The 17,871-nt window shown below is 59.1% G+C and carries 16 protein-coding genes; 1 reads left to right on the top strand and 15 read right to left on the bottom strand.

Annotated features, from left to right (window positions below):
* Nucleotides 1-33: 33 nt before the first annotated feature.
* The 15 genes from dsbG to M2433_RS02325 form a co-directional block, all read right to left on the bottom strand.
* On the bottom strand, nucleotides 34-792 hold the full coding sequence (dsbG, locus tag M2433_RS02395; RefSeq protein ID WP_429052602.1) for a thiol:disulfide interchange protein DsbG: 759 nt from the start codon (nucleotides 790-792) through the stop codon (nucleotides 34-36).
* Nucleotides 793-832: 40 nt separating this feature from the next.
* Entirely contained in the window at nucleotides 833-1,444 is a 612-nt protein-coding gene (locus M2433_RS02390; RefSeq protein WP_429052600.1) for a DsbA family protein, read from the bottom strand.
* A 7-nt stretch (nucleotides 1,445-1,451) separates the two neighbouring features.
* Nucleotides 1,452-3,476, bottom strand: coding sequence for a protein-disulfide reductase DsbD domain-containing protein (locus M2433_RS02385; protein ID WP_429052597.1), 2,025 nt, complete (start codon nucleotides 3,474-3,476; stop codon nucleotides 1,452-1,454).
* A gap of 48 nt (nucleotides 3,477-3,524) precedes the next feature.
* A complete protein-coding gene (locus tag M2433_RS02380; protein ID WP_429052595.1) occupies nucleotides 3,525-3,896 on the bottom strand; it encodes a hypothetical protein in 372 nt (123 codons plus the stop codon).
* 87 nt (nucleotides 3,897-3,983) lie between these two features.
* Entirely contained in the window at nucleotides 3,984-4,544 is a 561-nt protein-coding gene (locus M2433_RS02375) for an RNA polymerase sigma factor (protein ID WP_429053100.1), read from the bottom strand.
* Between the two features lie 5 nt (nucleotides 4,545-4,549).
* A complete protein-coding gene (locus tag M2433_RS02370; protein WP_429052593.1) occupies nucleotides 4,550-4,969 on the bottom strand; it encodes a hypothetical protein in 420 nt (139 codons plus the stop codon).
* Between the two features lie 149 nt (nucleotides 4,970-5,118).
* Complete coding sequence (locus M2433_RS02365; RefSeq protein WP_429052590.1) at nucleotides 5,119-5,637, bottom strand: AAA family ATPase; 519 nt, start codon at nucleotides 5,635-5,637, stop codon at nucleotides 5,119-5,121.
* A 120-nt stretch (nucleotides 5,638-5,757) separates the two neighbouring features.
* Complete coding sequence (locus M2433_RS02360; protein WP_429052589.1) at nucleotides 5,758-7,308, bottom strand: methyl-accepting chemotaxis protein; 1,551 nt, start codon at nucleotides 7,306-7,308, stop codon at nucleotides 5,758-5,760.
* 89 nt (nucleotides 7,309-7,397) lie between these two features.
* Nucleotides 7,398-8,414 (bottom strand): LacI family DNA-binding transcriptional regulator, encoded by a 1,017-nt coding sequence (locus M2433_RS02355; RefSeq protein ID WP_047348449.1) that lies wholly within the window; start codon nucleotides 8,412-8,414, stop codon nucleotides 7,398-7,400.
* Between the two features lie 28 nt (nucleotides 8,415-8,442).
* Nucleotides 8,443-9,849 (bottom strand): sucrose-6-phosphate hydrolase, encoded by a 1,407-nt coding sequence (locus M2433_RS02350; RefSeq protein WP_429052588.1) that lies wholly within the window; start codon nucleotides 9,847-9,849, stop codon nucleotides 8,443-8,445.
* Entirely contained in the window at nucleotides 9,849-11,219 is a 1,371-nt protein-coding gene (locus M2433_RS02345; protein ID WP_429052587.1) for a sucrose-specific PTS transporter subunit IIBC, read from the bottom strand. Before M2433_RS02345 ends, M2433_RS02350 begins: the two co-directional genes overlap by 1 nt.
* 68 nt (nucleotides 11,220-11,287) lie before the next feature.
* On the bottom strand, nucleotides 11,288-12,805 hold the full coding sequence (locus M2433_RS02340; RefSeq protein WP_429052586.1) for a carbohydrate porin: 1,518 nt from the start codon (nucleotides 12,803-12,805) through the stop codon (nucleotides 11,288-11,290).
* Nucleotides 12,806-12,978: 173 nt separating this feature from the next.
* Entirely contained in the window at nucleotides 12,979-13,869 is an 891-nt protein-coding gene (locus M2433_RS02335; RefSeq protein WP_429052583.1) for an aminoimidazole riboside kinase, read from the bottom strand.
* A gap of 89 nt (nucleotides 13,870-13,958) precedes the next feature.
* Nucleotides 13,959-15,170, bottom strand: a complete 1,212-nt coding sequence (locus tag M2433_RS02330) for a diguanylate phosphodiesterase (RefSeq protein ID WP_429052581.1) — start codon at nucleotides 15,168-15,170, stop codon at nucleotides 13,959-13,961.
* Nucleotides 15,171-15,265: 95 nt separating this feature from the next.
* Nucleotides 15,266-16,747: an alpha/beta hydrolase gene (locus M2433_RS02325; protein ID WP_429052580.1), complete on the bottom strand. Its 1,482-nt coding sequence runs from the start codon at nucleotides 16,745-16,747 to the stop codon at nucleotides 15,266-15,268.
* A 267-nt stretch (nucleotides 16,748-17,014) separates the two neighbouring features.
* Here M2433_RS02325 and M2433_RS02320 point away from each other — a divergent pair, with 267 nt between their 5' ends.
* Nucleotides 17,015-17,869: a MurR/RpiR family transcriptional regulator gene (locus tag M2433_RS02320; RefSeq protein ID WP_429052578.1), complete on the top strand. Its 855-nt coding sequence runs from the start codon at nucleotides 17,015-17,017 to the stop codon at nucleotides 17,867-17,869.
* Nucleotides 17,870-17,871 lie beyond the last annotated feature (2 nt).

The following is a 17,871-nucleotide window of genomic DNA, read 5'->3' as shown; positions in this document are numbered from 1 at the left end:
TCAGGCAGAAACGCCCCGTTTCTGCCCGTTTTTTTACGGCTTCGGCCCGAACATCGCCTCAAGCTGCTGCGCATCCGGCATACCGACCACCTGCTGCAGCTCATTTTCCGCATTCATGTAATAAATGGCCGGCGTGGCGTTAGCGCCCAGGCTGTCCATCAGCGCCTGGTGCTTCTGCAGTATCGCTACCGTTTCGCGGGAAGCCTCACCCCCTGGCTTCGGTAGCTTTTTCCCACCGGAAAGCTCGTATTCGCGCCAGGCAGAGACCGGATCCTTCGCATTCAGGATTGCGGCGGCGTTACGTCCGCTGTTGGGGTTGAGAAACGCCACCAGCAGCGTGTTGAGCTGAACCTTACCGGCCTTCACCCACGGCTGCGCCTCGGACCAGAACTGCTTGCAGTACGGGCAGAACGGATCGGCGAAGACGAAGACTTTACGCGGAGCGTTATCCGCCCCTTCCTTCAGGGGATGCGCCGCGTTGAGCGTCTTCCACATTTCGCGTCCCATCGGGGCGTAAATCTCTTTCTGGAAAATCCCTTCGCTGAGGTTTTTCCCCTTATCATCGTACAGATAGCCTGAGATGACGTGCTTACCGTCCGGCGTTAAAAACAGCGTGACGCCCATGTCCTGATACTGCCCCAGCCAGGCTGGCGCACCGCCGGGCGCATCCAGCTTCTTGATGATTTTAATGTTCTGCTGCTCGCTGAAGTGCTTCACCACGTCCGGTATGGCTTCAGCGGCCTGTACCAGCCCTGACGTCGCCAGCGCCGAAAGTAACAGTAATTTTTTCATTTCCCTCTCCGGTTTGTGGGGGCATTACGCCCCCTTCAGGTTAGCGGTTTTTCAGTGCGTCGCTGACCATTTCATCGAACTGCTCAAAAGGCACCCAGCCGGGAAGCAATCCCTCGCCGATAAGCGTGGCGGGCGTTCCCTGGATCCCCATTTTTTCCGCAACGATCATGCTGCGCCTGATCGTCAGCAGGCTCTCGTCATCCGGCGCCGAGACGCTCACGCCCGCCCGCTTCTGCGCCTCCTGAATGCTGGCGTCATCGTGGTAGCCCTTCTTCGCCATCAGGGTATGGTTCAGCTTCATAAACTGCCCGGGATCCTGACGCCAGAGCGTTAACGCATCCCGCGCCGCGGTCAGCGAACTTTCCGAGCGGAAAGGTAAAAACTTGAAGACCACCGCCACGTCCGGGTGTTTTTCGACAATCTTCTCCAGGTACGGATCGAATTTTTTACAGTACGGACAGTTGTAGTCGGTGAACACCACCAGGGTCAGCCTGGGGTTTTTCGCGCCGATGCGCGGGGAGTTAGGATCGTTAAACAGAAAATCATACACCATCTTCTGCGCACGCTGTTCCTGGTCCGGCGTCAGCGGCCCGACCGCGAACACCTGAACCGGGGCCAGCAGGAGCAGAAGCGTAATAAGGAATTTTTTCATAATACGGTTAGCCTTTTGCGTTGTTCAGGGTGGTGACCAGGGTGCGCTTGTCCAGCAGCGGCGAGAGGATTTCGCCATCAGGCAGCCCGGGGCCATAAACCGCGTTAAACGGAATGGCGTAGCGGTTTCGCTTCGCCAGAAAATCCGCAATCATTGCAGAAGGCTGGCTCCAGTCTCCGCGCAGGGCCACCACGTCCTGCTGGCGCAGCGCGGCAATGATGTCCGGCTGATTGAGCACCCGATGCTCGTTCACCTTACAGGTCACGCACCAGTCGGCAGAGATATCCACGAACACCCGTTTCCCCTGCGCCAGCGCCTGCCCGATGGCCTCCTCGCTGAGCGGCTGCCACGGGATGGTCTGCGCGGTAGTTTGCGCCGGCGCGTCAGGCGGCGCGTTAAGCAGCCCGCGCACCTGATACCCGCCGAACGCCGACAGCGCGATGACGACAAGCCAGAACAGCGGCGAGGATGCTTGCCGCTTCATCGCGAACAGCGCCAGCGCGACGGCGACCAGAACCAGCATCACGACCTGAGCGATTGCCTCGCCCAGATGCGGGCTCAGCAGCGACGCCAGCCAGAAGCTGGAGGCCAGCATCATCAGGCCGAGCACGATTTTTAGGGTGTTCATCCAGCGCCCGGGTTTAGGCAGCAGCAGGGCCGTTTTCGGCACCAGGGCCACAAACAGCCACGGCAGGCTCATGCCCAGGCCGAGCATCAGGAAGATAAGCCACAGGGCGTGCAGCGGCGCGCCAAGGGCAAAGGCGACCGCGGTACCAAGGAACGGCGCGGAGCACGGCGTAGCAAGCAGCGTGGCGAACATCCCTTCGCAGAAGCTACCGCCAATCCCCGTACCCCCTGCCGCTGCCAGCCGTCCTGCGGCGGCTGAGGGCAGCAGCATCTCAAACGTTCCAAACAGGTTCAGCGCAAACAGGAAGGTGACGGCGACCATCAGGCCAATAAACCACGGGTTCTGAAACTGAATGCCCCACCCCAGCGACGCGCCGGCCAGCTTCAGCGCGGTGACCATCGCGGCCAGCAGCATAAAGGAGGTCACGATCCCGGCGCTGGTGGCCAGAAAGCGCAGCCTGATGGCGCGGCAGTCCGAACCCGCGTGCAGGATGCTGTTTAGCTTCATGCCCATCACCGGCAGTACGCAGGGCATCAGGTTCAGGATCAGCCCGCCCAATAGCGCAAAGAGCACCATTTTGCCGATCCCGCCAGGCGCAGAGGGTGCGTCGGGCGTTGCCCCAACGGTGAGTGAGGTTTGCTGCGCCCGGTTGCCGTTGGTCAGCACGAACGACAGCGCTTTGCCCTCCAGGGAGGCGGGCTTATCGCCCCATTCATCGGTAACGGGCACCGTTACCCGAAGCCGGTTGCCCTCGTGGGTAATGACCGGCTCGCCGGGCAGAATATCGCCCTCCAGCGGGTCAAAGTAGATCCCCGGATTGTCCCATTGCCCGTCCGTCGTTCCCGTCACCACCAGGCTGCCGTCAGAGAGCCAGGCGGACAAATCGGCAGCAACGCCCGACGTGCCCGGCACGGCGCGCATTGCTTGCTCGAATTCGCTACGGAAACCGCTATCCACCGGCTGGGTAAAATCGAGGTGCAGCGGGTAATCCGTTAGCAGGCAGACGTTACTGCAGGTGGAGAGCGTGAGCGTCCCGTCGAGCGCGTCGCCCTTCACTCCGTCGAGCGTAATCGGGATTTGCACCTTATCGTGATAGCCCTGCGTGGTCATGCCGGAGATATCGAAGCGCGACGGGACCGGCCATGACCAGCTATCCGTTACGCCTTCCGGCCAGCTGATTTTCGGCGCCACGCCGCCCTCGCCCGGCGATCGCCAGTAGGTTTTCCAGCCGGGCTTTAGCTCAACGGTGAGCAGGCCTTTAATGTGCGTTTGCTCCCTCTCCGCCTGAAAGCGGATGCGGGCGTGATCGTTTTGGGGGGAAACCAGCCAGCCCGTGTCCGCCGCATGGGCAATGCCGATGCAGGACAGCCACAGGAAGACGAATCCCCTGAAGAGGTTAACCATGTTTTACTCCGTGAACAGTGAAAAATTATCGTGCGGTGACGATGATTTTCATTCACGGAAAACGCAGTTTTTCAGGTGTATTCGGGGAGGCGGAGCCTGAACGGGCCGTTCTGCGGGAGCAAATGCCCGCCCTTGCGTAAAGAGCTGCAGCAGCGCGAAGAAGATAATAATGGCCGGTAGCGCACCGTCGAAGAACAGCGGCTGCGCGCAAAGCAGCGAGTGTGCGCCCAGCTGACAGGGCGACGGGCCGGACTGTTCAGTGCTACTTGTTTGAGCCGGGGCATCTGCTACCAGAGAAATCTGCGGATCCAGTCCCTGTAAAAAATGGTTGAGATACACCGCCTTCTGCACGAGGCAAATTGCCATCGCGAGACAGGTGACGATCAAAAGCCATTTTCCGAGGAGCTGACGGTTGCGCATAACATTCCAGAGTAACAAGACGCCCCGATCATAAACGATAGTGATGAATCTACAAGTGCCGGAAGTGTAAGGTTTTGTCTGTCACCGCTATTCGCCCGTTAGTGTGTCATAGACGTCCCGCAGCCGCGTGCGCAGAAACAGTACCGCCTTGTGCTTGCGGGATAACAGCGCCTGTTCGCTGGCGCCGGTCTCCTCTGCCAGCATTTTAATGCTGTAGCCATGGAGTTCGGTCTTCTCAAACACCTCGCGCTGCGGCGGCGGCAGTTCAGACAGTGCCTGTCCCAGCTCTTCCCACAGCAGCGTTTTGAGGTACTCCTCTTCCGGCGTGTGCGGTACGCCGAACAGGGTTTCGGCCAGCTCGTCTTCGGGAAAACCCTCTTCGTCTTCGCCCGTAAAATAGCCGGAGAGCGACACCTCGCGCTTTTTACGCGCCCGGTCGGTCATCTCGTTACGCGCCGCGCGGAACAGCCAGGCGGCGACGTTTTCGACCGGCTGCTCCACTTTCATCAGTTGATACGTCACTTCCTGCAAAATGTCGTCGGCATCATCGCGGACGGACGTCCGCCCGCGAATGAAGGCTTTCAGCCGGGCGCGGCAGGCATTGAGCGCCGACATCAGGATGGATCCGCCCGCCTCCACGGCTTTCATTTCGCTCACTCTGCTTCCGGCGATTTTGGCGTGGCGTCGTCGCGTTTATCGTCACGATGACCGTGCCAGCCGCAGTGGCCGCGACCGTGGCGACCGAACCCTTCGCGACGCTGCTGAATAAACGCCTCGCGCTGTTCGGGCGTCATGTTCATCCAGCGCTCGTGCATCCGGCGGTGCGCGCCAAACATCCCGGGGCGGAAACCTAACCCGCCAAACAGAATGCGGCTCAGCACCAGAATGCCCAGCGCCTGCCAGAATCCAATGGCCTTAACGCCGAGGATGGCCGGGAGCAAGGCGTTCCACAGGGTCATTACCAGCAGGCCGAGCACGATGAAAATCACCGCGCCGATGACTAAACCCTTGCCCATGCGGTGGCGACCAAATCCGCGCCCGTGACCTCTGCCGTGCATTTCAAAATCTCTCATGGTGTTTACCTCGTTTACAGTAACTGATTATGGCTTGTGATGAGGTAGACGGATGAGGGAGGGAAATATTGCTGGGGTGAATAAAAAATTTTGTGGGATGCGTGTTTTCACACACCCCTTGAAAGCAATTGCTGACGCTTGTTCATCGTTTAAGGCCGGTTTAGAGCGATCGTATTCCTTATTGCCAGGATCTTATCTGCACACTCTTCTGCTGAGAATAGGGCTATGTCCAGCGTGAGATGTTCTCTCTCCCAGGGTTCATATTCACGGGTTTGTACCTGTTCCCAGCCAGGAAGGATGTGTCCTGAAATATCAGAAACTCTGTTCTCCACGCGAAAGCGATGTTCTTTTTCGTCTGAACAGACAATTTCAACTTCCAGGAAAGGGACATTCAGCGCCAGAGCAATATTGCGGAAAGTATCCCGCACAAGATTAATATCATTAACTGAATCGGTCACTACGGTAGAGCCCAGCTTTAGATTCTCACTCGCTAAACCATAGATGACAAAATATCCCTCCGGTCCAATTTTGTGACCTGGTTCAGAGACTGAACGAATGGCCTGCTCAACGGTATCAACCCGCAGATATAGAGCCCCCAGCCTTTGAGTGACTATTTTTGCAACAGTACTTTTACCACTGCCGGGTAACCCACTAAAAATAATTAACATAATTTCCCCTGGCGCTAGTCAATATTTAAGTTGTGCTTCCTTTAGAGAGACGTCCAGAATTATACAGAAATGGCTGCGTCGCAGACAAAAAAGGCCCCCTCAGGAGCCTCCCACCGTCAATCAAGCCTGCACCGGCAAACTAAAACTCGAAATACTCCGCGAAAGCTGCTGCGCCTGCTCTTCCAGCGAGGCCGCTGCCGCAGCGGACTGCTGTACCAGCGCGGCGTTCTGCTGGGTCACGCCATCCATCTCAGTCACCGCCTGCCCGACCTGGCTGATCCCGCGGCTCTGCTCTTCAGAGGCAACGGAGATCTGCTCCATCAGCGTATTCACTTTGTTCACCGACGAAATAATCGAGTCAATCACCTCACCTGAACGGCTGACCAGCTCCGCACCGTTTTTCACGCTGGAAACCGACTGGGCAATCAGGCTCTCGATGTCTTTAGCCGCCACCGCGCTTTTCTGCGCCAGGGTGCGCACTTCGCTGGCCACGACCGCAAAGCCGCGGCCCTGCGTGCCGGCGCGCGCCGCTTCAACCGCCGCGTTCAGCGCCAGGATGTTGGTCTGGAAGGCAATGCTGTTGATCACGCTGGTAATGTCTTCGATGCGCTTCGAGTTCGCCGCGATGGTATTCATCGTGTCGATGACTTCGCGGGTCACCGCTTCACCGGTGTGGGCATTTTTCACCGCGTCCTGCACCAGTTTCCCGGCCTGATACACATTATCGGTATTGTTCGCCACCGTCGCGCTCAGCTCTTCCATGCTGGCCGCCGTCTGGGTTAATGCGGAAGCCTGCTGCTCGGTACGTGAAGCCAGGTCGATATTCCCGGAGGCAATCTCCTGGGCCGCGTGCGTCACGGTGTGGCTCGCATCGCGCACCTGGGCGATGGTCGCAAGCAGCGCCTGACGCATCTGCTCCATCGAGCTCATCAGATGATCGATTTCGTTATGTGCGCTCCCCTTCACCGGCACCGGAATGTCCAGCTTGCCTGCCGCAATCTGGCTGCAGTGCTCGCGCGCCAGGTTTACCGGCGCAAAGACAAAGCGCTTCATCAGCAGGCTGACGGCGATAATCACCACCACAAACAGGCAGGCGATAGCGGCAATAATCACCAGGCCGGAGATGAAGTTACTGCTCGCATCCTCGTTCAGGGTTTTGGCGTATTTCTGGTGGACGGAAAGCACCTGGTCGAGAACGATCTCGTACTGGCGGTCGAGGCGGGATACTTCCGGGATCAGCGCGTTAAATTTGGTGACGTCGTGCGCCGCGGCGGCATCGATCAGCGGCGCCAGCCCCTGGTTGCGGTAGTTTTGCCAGGCATCCTGATAGGCACTCACCAGCGGGGCTTCATCCGCCAGACGCGGCGACGCCATAAAGGCCGCAAAGGCATGGTCCGCTTTGGTCAGCGCCTCTTTTACTGCGGCAAGCTTCGCAGACTCGTCTGCCGAATTGCCTGCTTCCACCATCTTCACATACTCCATCACCCGCACGCGCAGCGTACGGCTGTGGTTGATGGGGTCAATAATGGACAGCACAACCTGGATCTCTTTGTTCACGTTATCCAGGGAATTATTACTTTTAATGATGAGGCCAACGCTGGTAACGGTGCTGACAACAAAGAAGAAAAGCAGCGCGAACAGGACAACCAGGGACGACTTTTTCAACGACATAAACCAATACCTCAAGGAAAATTATTCCTTATGGTTATCGGCGCTTCCAAAACTTAAATTAATTAAAGTTATTGATGTATCGAACCGGCCTATACCGCTGGCTTATAGCGTCGCTGCAGGGTGGCATCCAGCTTCCGCTGCAGCGGTTCCGGTGTCTCGCCCTCAATCAATTTGCTAATCAAATCAAAGCAGTGCCACGCCAGCTGGCGGTTATCCTGGCGGATGGTATCCACGGGGATCGTCAGCGAATCGTAGAGATAGTGATCGTCAAAACTGGCTAACCTGATATCGCTTTGCAACAGGTTGTGTTGGCCCATGTAGCGCAGCACCCCTTCCAGCAGCCCGCAGGCGGCGGCGAACAGCGCTTTTGGCGGACGCCCCAGGCGGGCGCAGAGCTCGGCAAACATCTCGTAACCGGAGCTCGGGTGATAGTTGCCGTGAATGATCCACTCCGGGCGCAACGCTACGCCAGCGTCGCGAAGCCCTTGTTTGAACCCTTCCAGGCGGTCGCGCGTCGGGGATAAGCGGGGCTGCCCGCCGAGGAAGTAGAACTCATCGGGATGAAGGCGCGCAATGTCGGCCACCAGTGCCGCCGTCGGGGTAATGGAATCGGTGATGACCAGCGGCAGCGCGCTGTCGTTGATGTGGCGGTCGAAAAGGACAACGGGCAGCTGCTCGCTCAGCTTGTGGTAGTCCGCATCGTTGAGCATGCTGGAGGCCACAATCAGCCCGTCCACCTGGCGCGCCACCATGTTGTTCACCACCACCGTCTCCTGCCCCGGGTTTTCATCGCTGCAGGAGATCAGCAGCTGAACGCCCGCCTCGCGGCACAGCGTTTCCAGCTCGTGAGAAAAGACGGCAAAGCCGTAGTTGGTGATCTCCGGAACCACCAGACCAATGGTATGGCTGCGGTTATCGCGCAGCGACCGGGCGTGAATGCTGGGCTGGTAATGGTGCTCTTTCGCAATCGCCAGCACGCGCTCGCGCGTCTCTTCCGCCACGCGTAGCTCTTTGCTGCGCCCGTTCAGTACCAGGCTGGCGGTGGCTTTTGACACACCCGCCAGCTCCGCGATGTCTTTAATGGTGACGCGTTTTGTTTTTCTCACAACGACTTAGATCCGGCTGCCAAAACCCTCATTCTATCATGCAGGCGCGCAGCGACCAGTAGCGTAATGTGATGTCGGACGCACCTTCGAATCGCACCCGGGCCGGATGGTCAGGAAAATAGCGGCTGCTCATCACCCCTTCACCGTGATTGATGAATATTTCAACGCTGGAGCGGTCGCACAGGACGCGCAAATGACGGACGTCGCCCTGCCAGTAGCGGGTCAGCGTTTCGCCGGTTTTCAGGCTCGCGCGTGCCAGGCGCACGCCCTGTTCATCGACGGTGAGACGCAGCGCGCCGGCAAAATCGACGCTCGCGTGCGATGCGCTCATCTCAAACTCCAGGCGTGTGGCGTCCAGTTCCGGTGCAGCGCTGGCGTGCCCCTGCCAGTGCTGCTCTTCTTCACGCAGCGCCGCCAGCTCGCGCACCGGGGTCTGCCAGAGCCTGCCGTCACGGTACCGTAATTCGCGCGGACAGGTCATCTGGTGCATCCAGCCGTGCGCCCGCGTGGGTTGAAGCATCTCTTCCCCGTCCGGAACGCCCATCCAGCCAATCAGAATGCGGCGACCGTCTTCCGCCAGCGTCGTTTGCGGGGCGTAAAACTCAAAACCCGCGTCCAGCTCGTGCAGCTCGCCGTGATCGAATTTGGCACCCGCATAGTCAAACGCCCCACTCATCCAGGCAGCCGGATAGGTGTTAAGGTAGCGATGCGGCTCGCGCGCCAGCCCCTGCGGGCAGCAAATCAGGACGTGCGTCCCGTCGAGCGCAAACAGGTCCGGACACTCCCACATGTACCCCGCATCCGTCAGGCCGTTGACGCCGTGACCGGCGATTTCCCCGCAGGACGTCCAGGCGTGCAGATCGGCTGACTTAAACAGCAGCACCTTGCCGCGCTTTTGCACATCCTGCGCGCCGAGCACCATGTACCACATCCCGTCGTGCTGCCACACCTTCGGGTCGCGCACGTGGCCGGTGTAGCCTTCCGGCAGTGCCAGCACCGGCCCCAGCTTCGAAAAGGTCCCATCCGGCTGTTCCACGGCCAGGCACTGCCAGGCGGTGCGGCTGCCGTCATCGAACTTAACGTTGCCGGTATAGCACAGGGTCAGAACACCCTCGTTATCCACGGCGCTACCGGAGTAGCAGCCGTTGCGGTCATAGTCTTCATCGGGCAGCAGCGCCATCGGCTCATGCTGCCAGTGCACCAGGTCCGCAGAGCTCCAGTGCCCCCAGCACTTAAAGCGATGCTCGCAGCCCAGCGGGTTCCACTGATAGAACAGGTGGTAGCGGCCGGCAAACCAGATAAACCCGTTCGGATCGTTCATCAGCCCCGTCGCCGGCGCGGGGTGCCATTGCGGATAATGGCTGTCCGCGAGCGCCCGCGGCTGGCCTTGCATAACGGCCTGCAGGATCGCAGGCCAGCGGGAAGGTAACGTCATTATTCAGCGTCCGTTTTATATTTCAGCAGCAGTGAGACGGTAAACGCCACGCCGAAAGCAATCACCATGCCGATAATATAGTTGAGCAGCGAGCTGGCCTGCACGATGGCCATGCCCGGAATCGCGGTCAGCCCGACGGCGGTCATGTAGACATGCACCGATACCACCCAGGCCCCGCCCACCGCGCCGCCAATCAGCGCGGCGATAAACGGCTTAACAAAGCGCAGGTTGATACCAAAAATGGCCGCTTCGGTGATGCCCAGCATCGCAGAAAACGCCGACGGCAGAGTAATGGCTTTGATTTTGGCATCTTTGGTTTTGAACCACACCGCCAGACAGGCCCCGCCCTGCGCCACGTTCGCCATGGCCCAGATAGGCAGCAGGAAGTTTACGCCAATCGACGGATTCCCCAGCAGCCCGGCCTCAATGGCGTGGAAGCTGTGGTGAATGCCGGTGATCACAATCACCGAGTAAAGTCCGCCAAACAGCAATCCCGCGAGCCAGCCCGCGTGGGCGATAAGGGTGCTGAGAATAAAGGAGATACCATCCCCCAGGGCGCGCCCCGCCGGGCCGATAATCAGCAAGGCGATAAACCCGGAGATCACGACGGTAAGGAACGGCGTCAGGATCAGGTCTAAGGCGTCCGGAATCACGCGGCGCAGGTTTTTCTCCACGATGCTCATAAACCAGACGGCCAGCAGAACCGGGAACACCGTGCCCTGATAGCCAATCATCGCCACCTCAAGGCCGAAGAAGTTCATGGTATGGAAACCCGACGCCACGCCCCAGGCGTTGGTCAGCGCCGGGTGGGTCAGAATGCCGCCCAGCGTCGCGCCGAGATACGGGTTACCGCCAAACTCGCGCGCGGCGGTAAAGCCGATCAGAATAGGCAGAATGATAAACGCCGCGGAGCTGCACATGTCCAGCATGATGTAGATAGCGTTATCCGCATTGACCCAGCCGTAGGTTTTCACCATGCCGAGCAGGCCCATCAGCAGACCGGACGCCACAATCGCGGGAATGATCGGCACAAAGATGTTGGAGAGCAGACGGGCAATGCGCTGGAACGGGTTTAGCTTGCGCGCCGCCAGGTCCGCGGCCTCAGATTTACTGGATTCGCTAATCCCCGCCGCCTGAATAAACGCGGCGTAAACCTTGTTGACCACGCCCGTACCAAAAATCACCTGCATCTGCCCGGCGTTACGGAAGCAGCCTTTTACACCGTCGATCTTGCCAATAGCCTGCTGATCGGCCAGCGCGTCATCGACCAGCACCAGACGAAGACGCGTAGCGCAGTGCGCCGCGCTGGCGATGTTCTCTTTGCCACCGAGCAGCGGAATAAGCGCGCGGGCGATATTATCAAAATCCATAGATACCTCTGCCTGACTTCATTTTTTATGATGTTTGAACCGCTCCCGCCGGGCGGGAGCGGGATGGGTTAAAACCAGGTTTCCATCTGGACCCCAAAGTTCCATTCCCCGCCGGCGTTGAAACCGCTGCTGCCAAAGGCATCATCGCTGGCGTAATTATCCAGTTTGCTGCTCCAGTCCATCCAGGTGGCAAACAGGCGCAGCTCAGGACGGCTAAAGAAGTCGCCAATCTTGCTCGCTTTTAGCGTGGGAGCAAAGGTCAGCTTGTAGAAACTGCCGTTGACGGCGTTCCGGTCCTTATAGCCTTCCGGATTTAAATCCATGTACTGATAGCTACCCTCAAACGCCAGGGCGAAATTCTGGGTGACCTCTTTAATCAGGCGGGTGTTGAGCGTTACCCACTCATAGCTATCGCCCTTGACGTAGCGATCTTTACTGCTTTGCGCCAGGACGGCAGGCGCAACGCTCCAGCCCCCGCCAACTGGCGTGACACCGTAACTTGCAAAGCGCCAGGTATCCGCTTCAGATAGCAAGGCGCCGTCGGAGCCGATGCTTTTCACCTCCGCGCCCAGCCCGTGGCCATACAGCAGCGCCGTTTTGGCGGACCCTTCCCGCAGGCCGTAGAAACTCTCATTATGCAGGCCCACCAGCGCATGAACGCCGGTATTGGCGGCATCCGTTTTAATGAGATCGCCGTTGGCGTCTTTGCGGTCGTCGTTATCTTTCGCCCGCAGGCCGCTCACCATCAGCTGGAACGGGCCGGCGAAGTGGTTCATGGTGAGGATATAGTTCTGAACGTTATTGTCGGTCTGCTCCACGCTGCCGAAGTTGCGGCCATAGAGGGAGAAGTTGCTGCGCAGCGAATCGTTCCATTTCACGTCGTAGACGCCGCCGCCGGTACCGGCCAGGAACACCACGTCGGAGTCTAACCAGTGAATGTCAAAGTTGTCGCGGTCAAAGCGCTTACCCGCCCAGAAGGTGCTGCCCTTCAGCGCGCCGGTAAAATCAGGCAGGTTGCCGAGCTCCGCGAAGGCCTGACGAATGTTGAGATCGCTGGTGTCGGCTGACCAGTCGTTATAGGTTCTCTGACCGTCGGCCAGCATCGCTTTGAAGCGGGTGGTCGCCCCGTTGTCCAGGGTTTGCTTGTGCTCCAGGTTCAGCTCAACGTAGGTATCGGCTTCGTTACCCAGACGCCCTACCGCACCGCCGGTTTCGCCGGCTGGCGTCAGGTAGGGACCGCTTTTGCTGCTGGAGGCCGCGTCATTCATCAGCAGGCCAGAGCGGGCGTAGCCGTGGAACTCAAACCCGCTGCTTTGATCCGCCTTCTTCTCCAGCGCGGTGGTGCGCTGCGCCACCTCCTGGGTTGTCGTTTGCGCCTGCTGCTGAGCGGCAACCAGCTGCTGCGTTTTTTGTTCTGCCGCCGTGGCGCGCTTCTCAGCCACCTGCGCACGCGTTTCCGCGTCCTGCAGGCGCTGCTCCATCGTGGCAAGACGCGCTTCAATAGTGGACATATCCGTCTGGGCAAAAACAGAGGTACTACCGGCCAGCATGCCTATCATCACGGCAAGTCTGCGTTTTTTATACATTTTGTCGCATCCCTAAAAGAAGTCATTAAACGTGCTAAATTGCTAAACCGGTTTAGGTTGCTGATACTAAACCGGTGAATTTTGGATCGGCAATCTTTTTTGCTAAACCGATTTAGTAAGTGTGATCGAGGCGACAATTCAGGCCGCCGGATGGCGGCCAGTGAAGGGAGGAATTACAGATCGTGCTGCCAGGGCAATGCGGTCATTGCCCCTTTGGCGGTCGTGGCTAACGCGCCGCAGCGCTGGGCTAAGGCGATAACCGGCGTTAAATCCTGACCGGCGGCCAGGCCGTAGAGCAGGCCCGCCACGAAGGCATCTCCCGCGCCGGTCGTATCGACGCACTGAACGGGGGTTGCTGGATAGTGTTTTACGCTGCCCTCATGCCAGGCGATAACGCCCTCCTTGCCCTGGGTGACCAGTACCAGACGCGCCGGGCAGCGCTGCATCAGCGCCTCCAGGCCGGCGTTCACCTGCTCAATTGCCGTTAAAAACGCCAGCTCCTCGACGGAGAGTTTCACCACGTCGGCGCTTTGCAGGGCCTGCTCCAGGCTGCGGCGCAGCGCGTTCTCGTCCGGCCAGAGGTCCGGGCGAATATTGGGGTCGAAGCTGACGTAGCCGCCCGCCTCCCGAATGGCCTTCATCGCCTGAAAGGTCGCCGAGCGGCTCGGCTCAGCGCTTAACGCGATGGAACAGACGTGCAGCCACTCCCCGGCGCTGAACGACGGCAGGTCGTCGGGTTCCAGAAACAGATCGGCGCTCGGGCGCACCATGAACGTAAACGAGCGCTCGCCGTGGTCGTCGAGATCGACCACCACCGTCGAGGTGCGGTGCGCCGGGTCAAGGCGCATCTGCCGTACGTCGACCCGCTCATCCGCTAGCGTCTTATACATAAAACGCCCGAAGGGATCGTCGCCAACCCTGCCGATAAAGGCGCTCTGGCCGCCCAGCCGGGCAATGCCGACCGCAACGTTTGCCGGTGCCCCACCGGGACACTGCAGCAATCTGCCTTCTCCATCGGGCAGCAGATCCACCACCGCATCGCCCAGTACCCAGATTTTCTTCATGTGCTCCTCGCAGCTAAACTATGTTAAACCGATTTAGCTATTTAAGCACAGGCAGGGCAAAGGGGAAATAACGGGGACGGAAAAATGACTTAACGCACCAGATGCGGCCAGTAAATATCACCAACGCCGTCAAGCTGCGGGCGGGCAAACAGAAAGCCCTGGAAGCGGCGGATACCGGCAGATTCGAGCCAGCACCACTCCTCTATTTTCTCAATGCCTTCGGCCACCAGGGTAATTTCAAGGTCGGAGCAACAGCTGATGATGGAGCGCACAATCGCCTGCTTCACGCCGCTGAGGTGGATGTCGCTGACAATTTCCCGGTCGATTTTAATCTTGTCCGGCTGAAAGCGAGTCAGCAGAGAAAGACCGGCATAGCCGGAACCAAAATCATCGATCGCCAGGCCAACGCCCTCACCGCGAAGCTGCTTGATGGCGCTATTAAACTGGTTGAAGCCGGAGATCATCTCGTTTTCGGTGACTTCAATCACCACCTGCTCCGGCTGCAGTCCATGTTTTTTAATCTCGCTGACCAGGAACTCCACGGCGTTGGGGACGTTCACCAGCGACATGGGCAGCAGGTTGACCGCAATTTTATGGCTGCCAATGCCCAGCTTTTCCGCCAGCGCAAAGGCATACGCTTTCGTCTGGAGATCGACTTCGTAGATTTTTTCCGGGTCGAGGGTGCTGAAGAAGTGCTCCGGGCTGCCGCCGTCGTTGCCGCGGATGAGGGCCTCGAGGGAGCTGATCTTCCCTTCCGAGGGCTCGACAATGGGCTGGAGCGCAAACTGACAGGACTGACCGGCAATCAGGCCCAGGCTCTCACCAAAGGGTAGCGCTTCGGGAGAGAGCGTCCATTTTTCCGGGACGTAGCGCGATCCTGACGGAGACGCACGCTTGCCCATGATAAACGTCTGAATGAATTTGAACACCCGATCGTCGGAGGTCAGATAGCTGTCCAGCTTACTGTAGTGCAGAACCGACTGCAGCACCTCTTTCGGGGACTGCGTTTGCAGATCGAACAGCAGCATACCGACGTTTTCGAAGCGCCTGCGCGGGCCATAGTCCCGCAGCAGTTCAACCACCCCACCGTGCCGCTTGTCCTCACGGATGGTATGGAACAGGCTGACCACGCTCTCTTCCGATCCTTCAAGAATTTGCAGGATGTCGCTCCCTTTAGAGAGGAGTACACCGGTAATATTCAGCTTTACGTTGCGGCCCCTGGCGCGCTCCACCAGCTCCCGCAGTTCTGTAGACGGCTGGGATAAATTCAACTGGCTTCGGTAGATCAGAGTAGTCAGCACAAAAATGGGTTCCGATGAGAAAGAGCGGTGCCTTGAAGCTACTATTTAACATACTTAATCAATGCGACCTAACATATTCACGCCACAAGGGAACGTTACTTTTCCCCGTCCCCGATCCGGCTGTCGATCCTCTCCTGCATATAATCGTAGAACGGGTTCGAGGTGACCCGCATAAGCGCCTCTTTCCCAACGCTTAGCACGGACGTCTCTCCCCACAGCGCAATCGTCCCCAGACTGATGCCGTAGCGGTTTTTCACGCCTGGCTCGCGGCCATAGAGATCGTCATCCGGCGGGAACGGCACGGCAACATGCGACAGCGAATAGACATCCTGCGGCCAGGACTGCGCGAGCGGCACGACCGTTTCGCGGGAGCTGCCTGCCGGCGTTGTTTTCGCGACAGTCGAGAAACTGCGTTCGTCCGCATTGGTGATAACCGTGACACTGTAACGCCTCTGCATCACCGGCAGCAGCGCCGAGGTTGCCGTCCACGACGACGGCTTGAACAGCGGGCGGAAGCTCGCCGCCTGGTTGATGTCAAACACCACCAGCTCGCTGCCGTTTGCCGGAAGCTGGTCAAACAGACCGGTCACCACCGCGCGGGTACTGACCGTGGAATCCATTACCGACTGGAACGCCAGCACCGGCGGGAGCTGCCCCAGGCGCTGCTCCCGCGCCGCGCTGCCAATTTGCTCCTGTAGGGCTTTCGTCAGCAGCCACGACTGGCGGGCGGCGTTCACCGGGAAAGAATTGTATTTATATGGGTTATATTCCGGGGCGATATTCAGCCACGCCGCTTTGGCAAATGCCGGCAACAGCGCCGGTAGCCCGGCAAATCCGGCGAACCGCGCAAAGGCCGTCACGCCGATCATCGGGGAGAGCAGGATGACCTGCTGCGGTTTACGCAGCGCAGGCGCGTCCAGCGCATCGAGGGCATATTTCATCGCCAGCGCGCCGCCGTTGGAGTAGCCCACCAGATGCAGCGGCACATTCTCCCCCGCCAGACGCGTGACTTCCCGCACGGCAAGGCGCGTTGCCGCCTGCCACATCTCCCAGTCAACGCCGGTCAGCGCGCCGGGCGCGGTGCCGTGTCCGGGCAGGCGCGGGACGACGGCCACAAAGCCGTGCTGCTGGTAGTTCAGGGCAAGACGCCTGACGCTGTATGGCGAGTCCGTCAATCCGTGCAGCAGCACTACCGCGCCGCGCGGCTTTCCGGCAGGCATCAGCACAAATGAGCGGTTGGCATCAGGTGAAAACTGGCCGGGCCACACCAGGCTCTGGCGATAATAACGGTTTAGCGGCGTACGTTCTTCGCGCTCAGTTTTCGCCGTCACCGCCTTATCCAGATCGGCGAAAATGGCGTTTTCCCGGGTGATGTATCCGGCAAAATCGGCCTTGTCGAGCTCGCGGACGGACATCTCATCGGCCCGCCAGGTATGCCACAGGTGCAGTTCCGGCCCCTGCTGCGAGAGATAGACTCGCACCGCCAGCAGGACGATCAGCACGATCCCCACAATCATCGCCATTTTCTTTGCAAGCGCCATCAGGCGCGCGCTGACTCGCCAGGGCCAATTCGCCATGCCGGGATCCTTTTAATGTTCACAGTGCTTCTATCTTATCAAAAATGTGAACAGGCTGACGTATTCACCAAATTCATACCTGCCGCTTCGGCCGGTGCACCAAAAGTGAACTACGCTGCACAAATGTTGATCATCGGTTAAGCAAATATTGCATGAAATTTACGGCGCAGCGGGTTTTTCCCCCTCCTGTGAAGATGGCACGCGTCATGCATTGTTAACCTGGTAACACTAATCCGGCCATTGACAGCCTGTTAACAGCGAGGCGGTATGACGACGAAACCCGAGATGTTGAGCCGTATCGAAGCGACCTTCAGCCAGCTCACGCCCAGCGAAAAGCGGGTTGCGAGCTGGCTGCTGGCGCACGCCGCGCAAATCCCGTTTGAAACGGCGGAGAGCGTGGGTCTGGCGAGCGGGACCAGCGGGATCACCGTCGGACGCTTCCTGCGCAAGCTCGGGTATCGCAACCTGGAGGATGCCAAAAAAAGCCTGCGCGACCCGTATCAGCCCTGGGGCATGAACGAGCGGCTGGACTCCTGGCAGCAGCAGCGCCCCCTGCCCAACCGCCTTCAGCACGCCCTGTCGCTGGAGGTGGACGCCATCACGCAGGTTTATCAGCTGGCGCAAACGGACGCCTTCCGTCAGGTGGTACACAACCTGGCCCACGCGGACGCGGTGTTTGTGCTGGGGATCCAGTCCACGCGCGGGATTGCCAACGCCTTCTTCAGCCACCTCGAGTACCTCCGCCCGCGCGTGAGCTATTCAGAAGGTGCATCCGGGAGCTGGGTTGAGTCCCTTAACTCAGGGTTTTCGCATCCCTACGTCGTGCTGACCGATACCCGCACCTACTCCGCAATGGCGCGCCAGTACTGCCGGGTCGCGAGCGAGAAAGGCATTCCGCTGGCCCTGATCACCGACATCTGGTGCCCGTGGGCGCGGGATTACCCGCTGGATTTACTGCAGGTGAAAACCGATACCGGTCATTTCTGGGATTCACTTGCCCCCGTGAGCTGTCTGTTCAACCTGCTGCTGTCGGGCGTGGTGGAAGCGCTGGGTGACGCGCTTCCGGCGCGCCTGGCGATCAACCGACAATTACAACAAGAATTTGGACAATTCGAACGCTAAAG

Source organism: Enterobacter sp. AC1, from assembly GCF_050434705.1.
In the GTDB taxonomy this organism is placed as follows: Bacteria; Pseudomonadota; Gammaproteobacteria; order Enterobacterales; family Enterobacteriaceae; genus Enterobacter; species Enterobacter cloacae_L.
This window is presented reverse-complemented; position numbering and strand designations above follow the sequence as displayed.

What these genes read in the sequence shown, in the direction of transcription:
- M2433_RS02385 (WP_429052597.1), bottom strand. Translation starts at nt 3,476, where the DNA reads ATGGTTAACCTCTTCAGGGGATTCGTCTTCCTGTGGCTGTCCTGCATC.
- M2433_RS02375 (WP_429053100.1), bottom strand. Translation starts at nt 4,544, where the DNA reads ATGAAAGCCGTGGAGGCGGGCGGATCCATCCTGATGTCGGCGCTCAAT.
- M2433_RS02380 (WP_429052595.1), bottom strand. Translation starts at nt 3,896, where the DNA reads ATGCGCAACCGTCAGCTCCTCGGAAAATGGCTTTTGATCGTCACCTGT.
- M2433_RS02320 (WP_429052578.1), top strand. Translation starts at nt 17,015, where the DNA reads ATGACGACGAAACCCGAGATGTTGAGCCGTATCGAAGCGACCTTCAGC.
- M2433_RS02335 (WP_429052583.1), bottom strand. Translation starts at nt 13,869, where the DNA reads ATGAAGAAAATCTGGGTACTGGGCGATGCGGTGGTGGATCTGCTGCCC.
- M2433_RS02390 (WP_429052600.1), bottom strand. Translation starts at nt 1,444, where the DNA reads ATGAAAAAATTCCTTATTACGCTTCTGCTCCTGCTGGCCCCGGTTCAG.
- M2433_RS02325 (WP_429052580.1), bottom strand. Translation starts at nt 16,747, where the DNA reads ATGGCGAATTGGCCCTGGCGAGTCAGCGCGCGCCTGATGGCGCTTGCA.
- M2433_RS02350 (WP_429052588.1), bottom strand. Translation starts at nt 9,849, where the DNA reads ATGACGTTACCTTCCCGCTGGCCTGCGATCCTGCAGGCCGTTATGCAA.
- M2433_RS02345 (WP_429052587.1), bottom strand. Translation starts at nt 11,219, where the DNA reads ATGGATTTTGATAATATCGCCCGCGCGCTTATTCCGCTGCTCGGTGGC.
- M2433_RS02370 (WP_429052593.1), bottom strand. Translation starts at nt 4,969, where the DNA reads ATGAGAGATTTTGAAATGCACGGCAGAGGTCACGGGCGCGGATTTGGT.
- dsbG (WP_429052602.1), bottom strand. Translation starts at nt 792, where the DNA reads ATGAAAAAATTACTGTTACTTTCGGCGCTGGCGACGTCAGGGCTGGTA.
- M2433_RS02365 (WP_429052590.1), bottom strand. Translation starts at nt 5,637, where the DNA reads ATGTTAATTATTTTTAGTGGGTTACCCGGCAGTGGTAAAAGTACTGTT.
- M2433_RS02360 (WP_429052589.1), bottom strand. Translation starts at nt 7,308, where the DNA reads ATGTCGTTGAAAAAGTCGTCCCTGGTTGTCCTGTTCGCGCTGCTTTTC.
- M2433_RS02340 (WP_429052586.1), bottom strand. Translation starts at nt 12,805, where the DNA reads ATGTATAAAAAACGCAGACTTGCCGTGATGATAGGCATGCTGGCCGGT.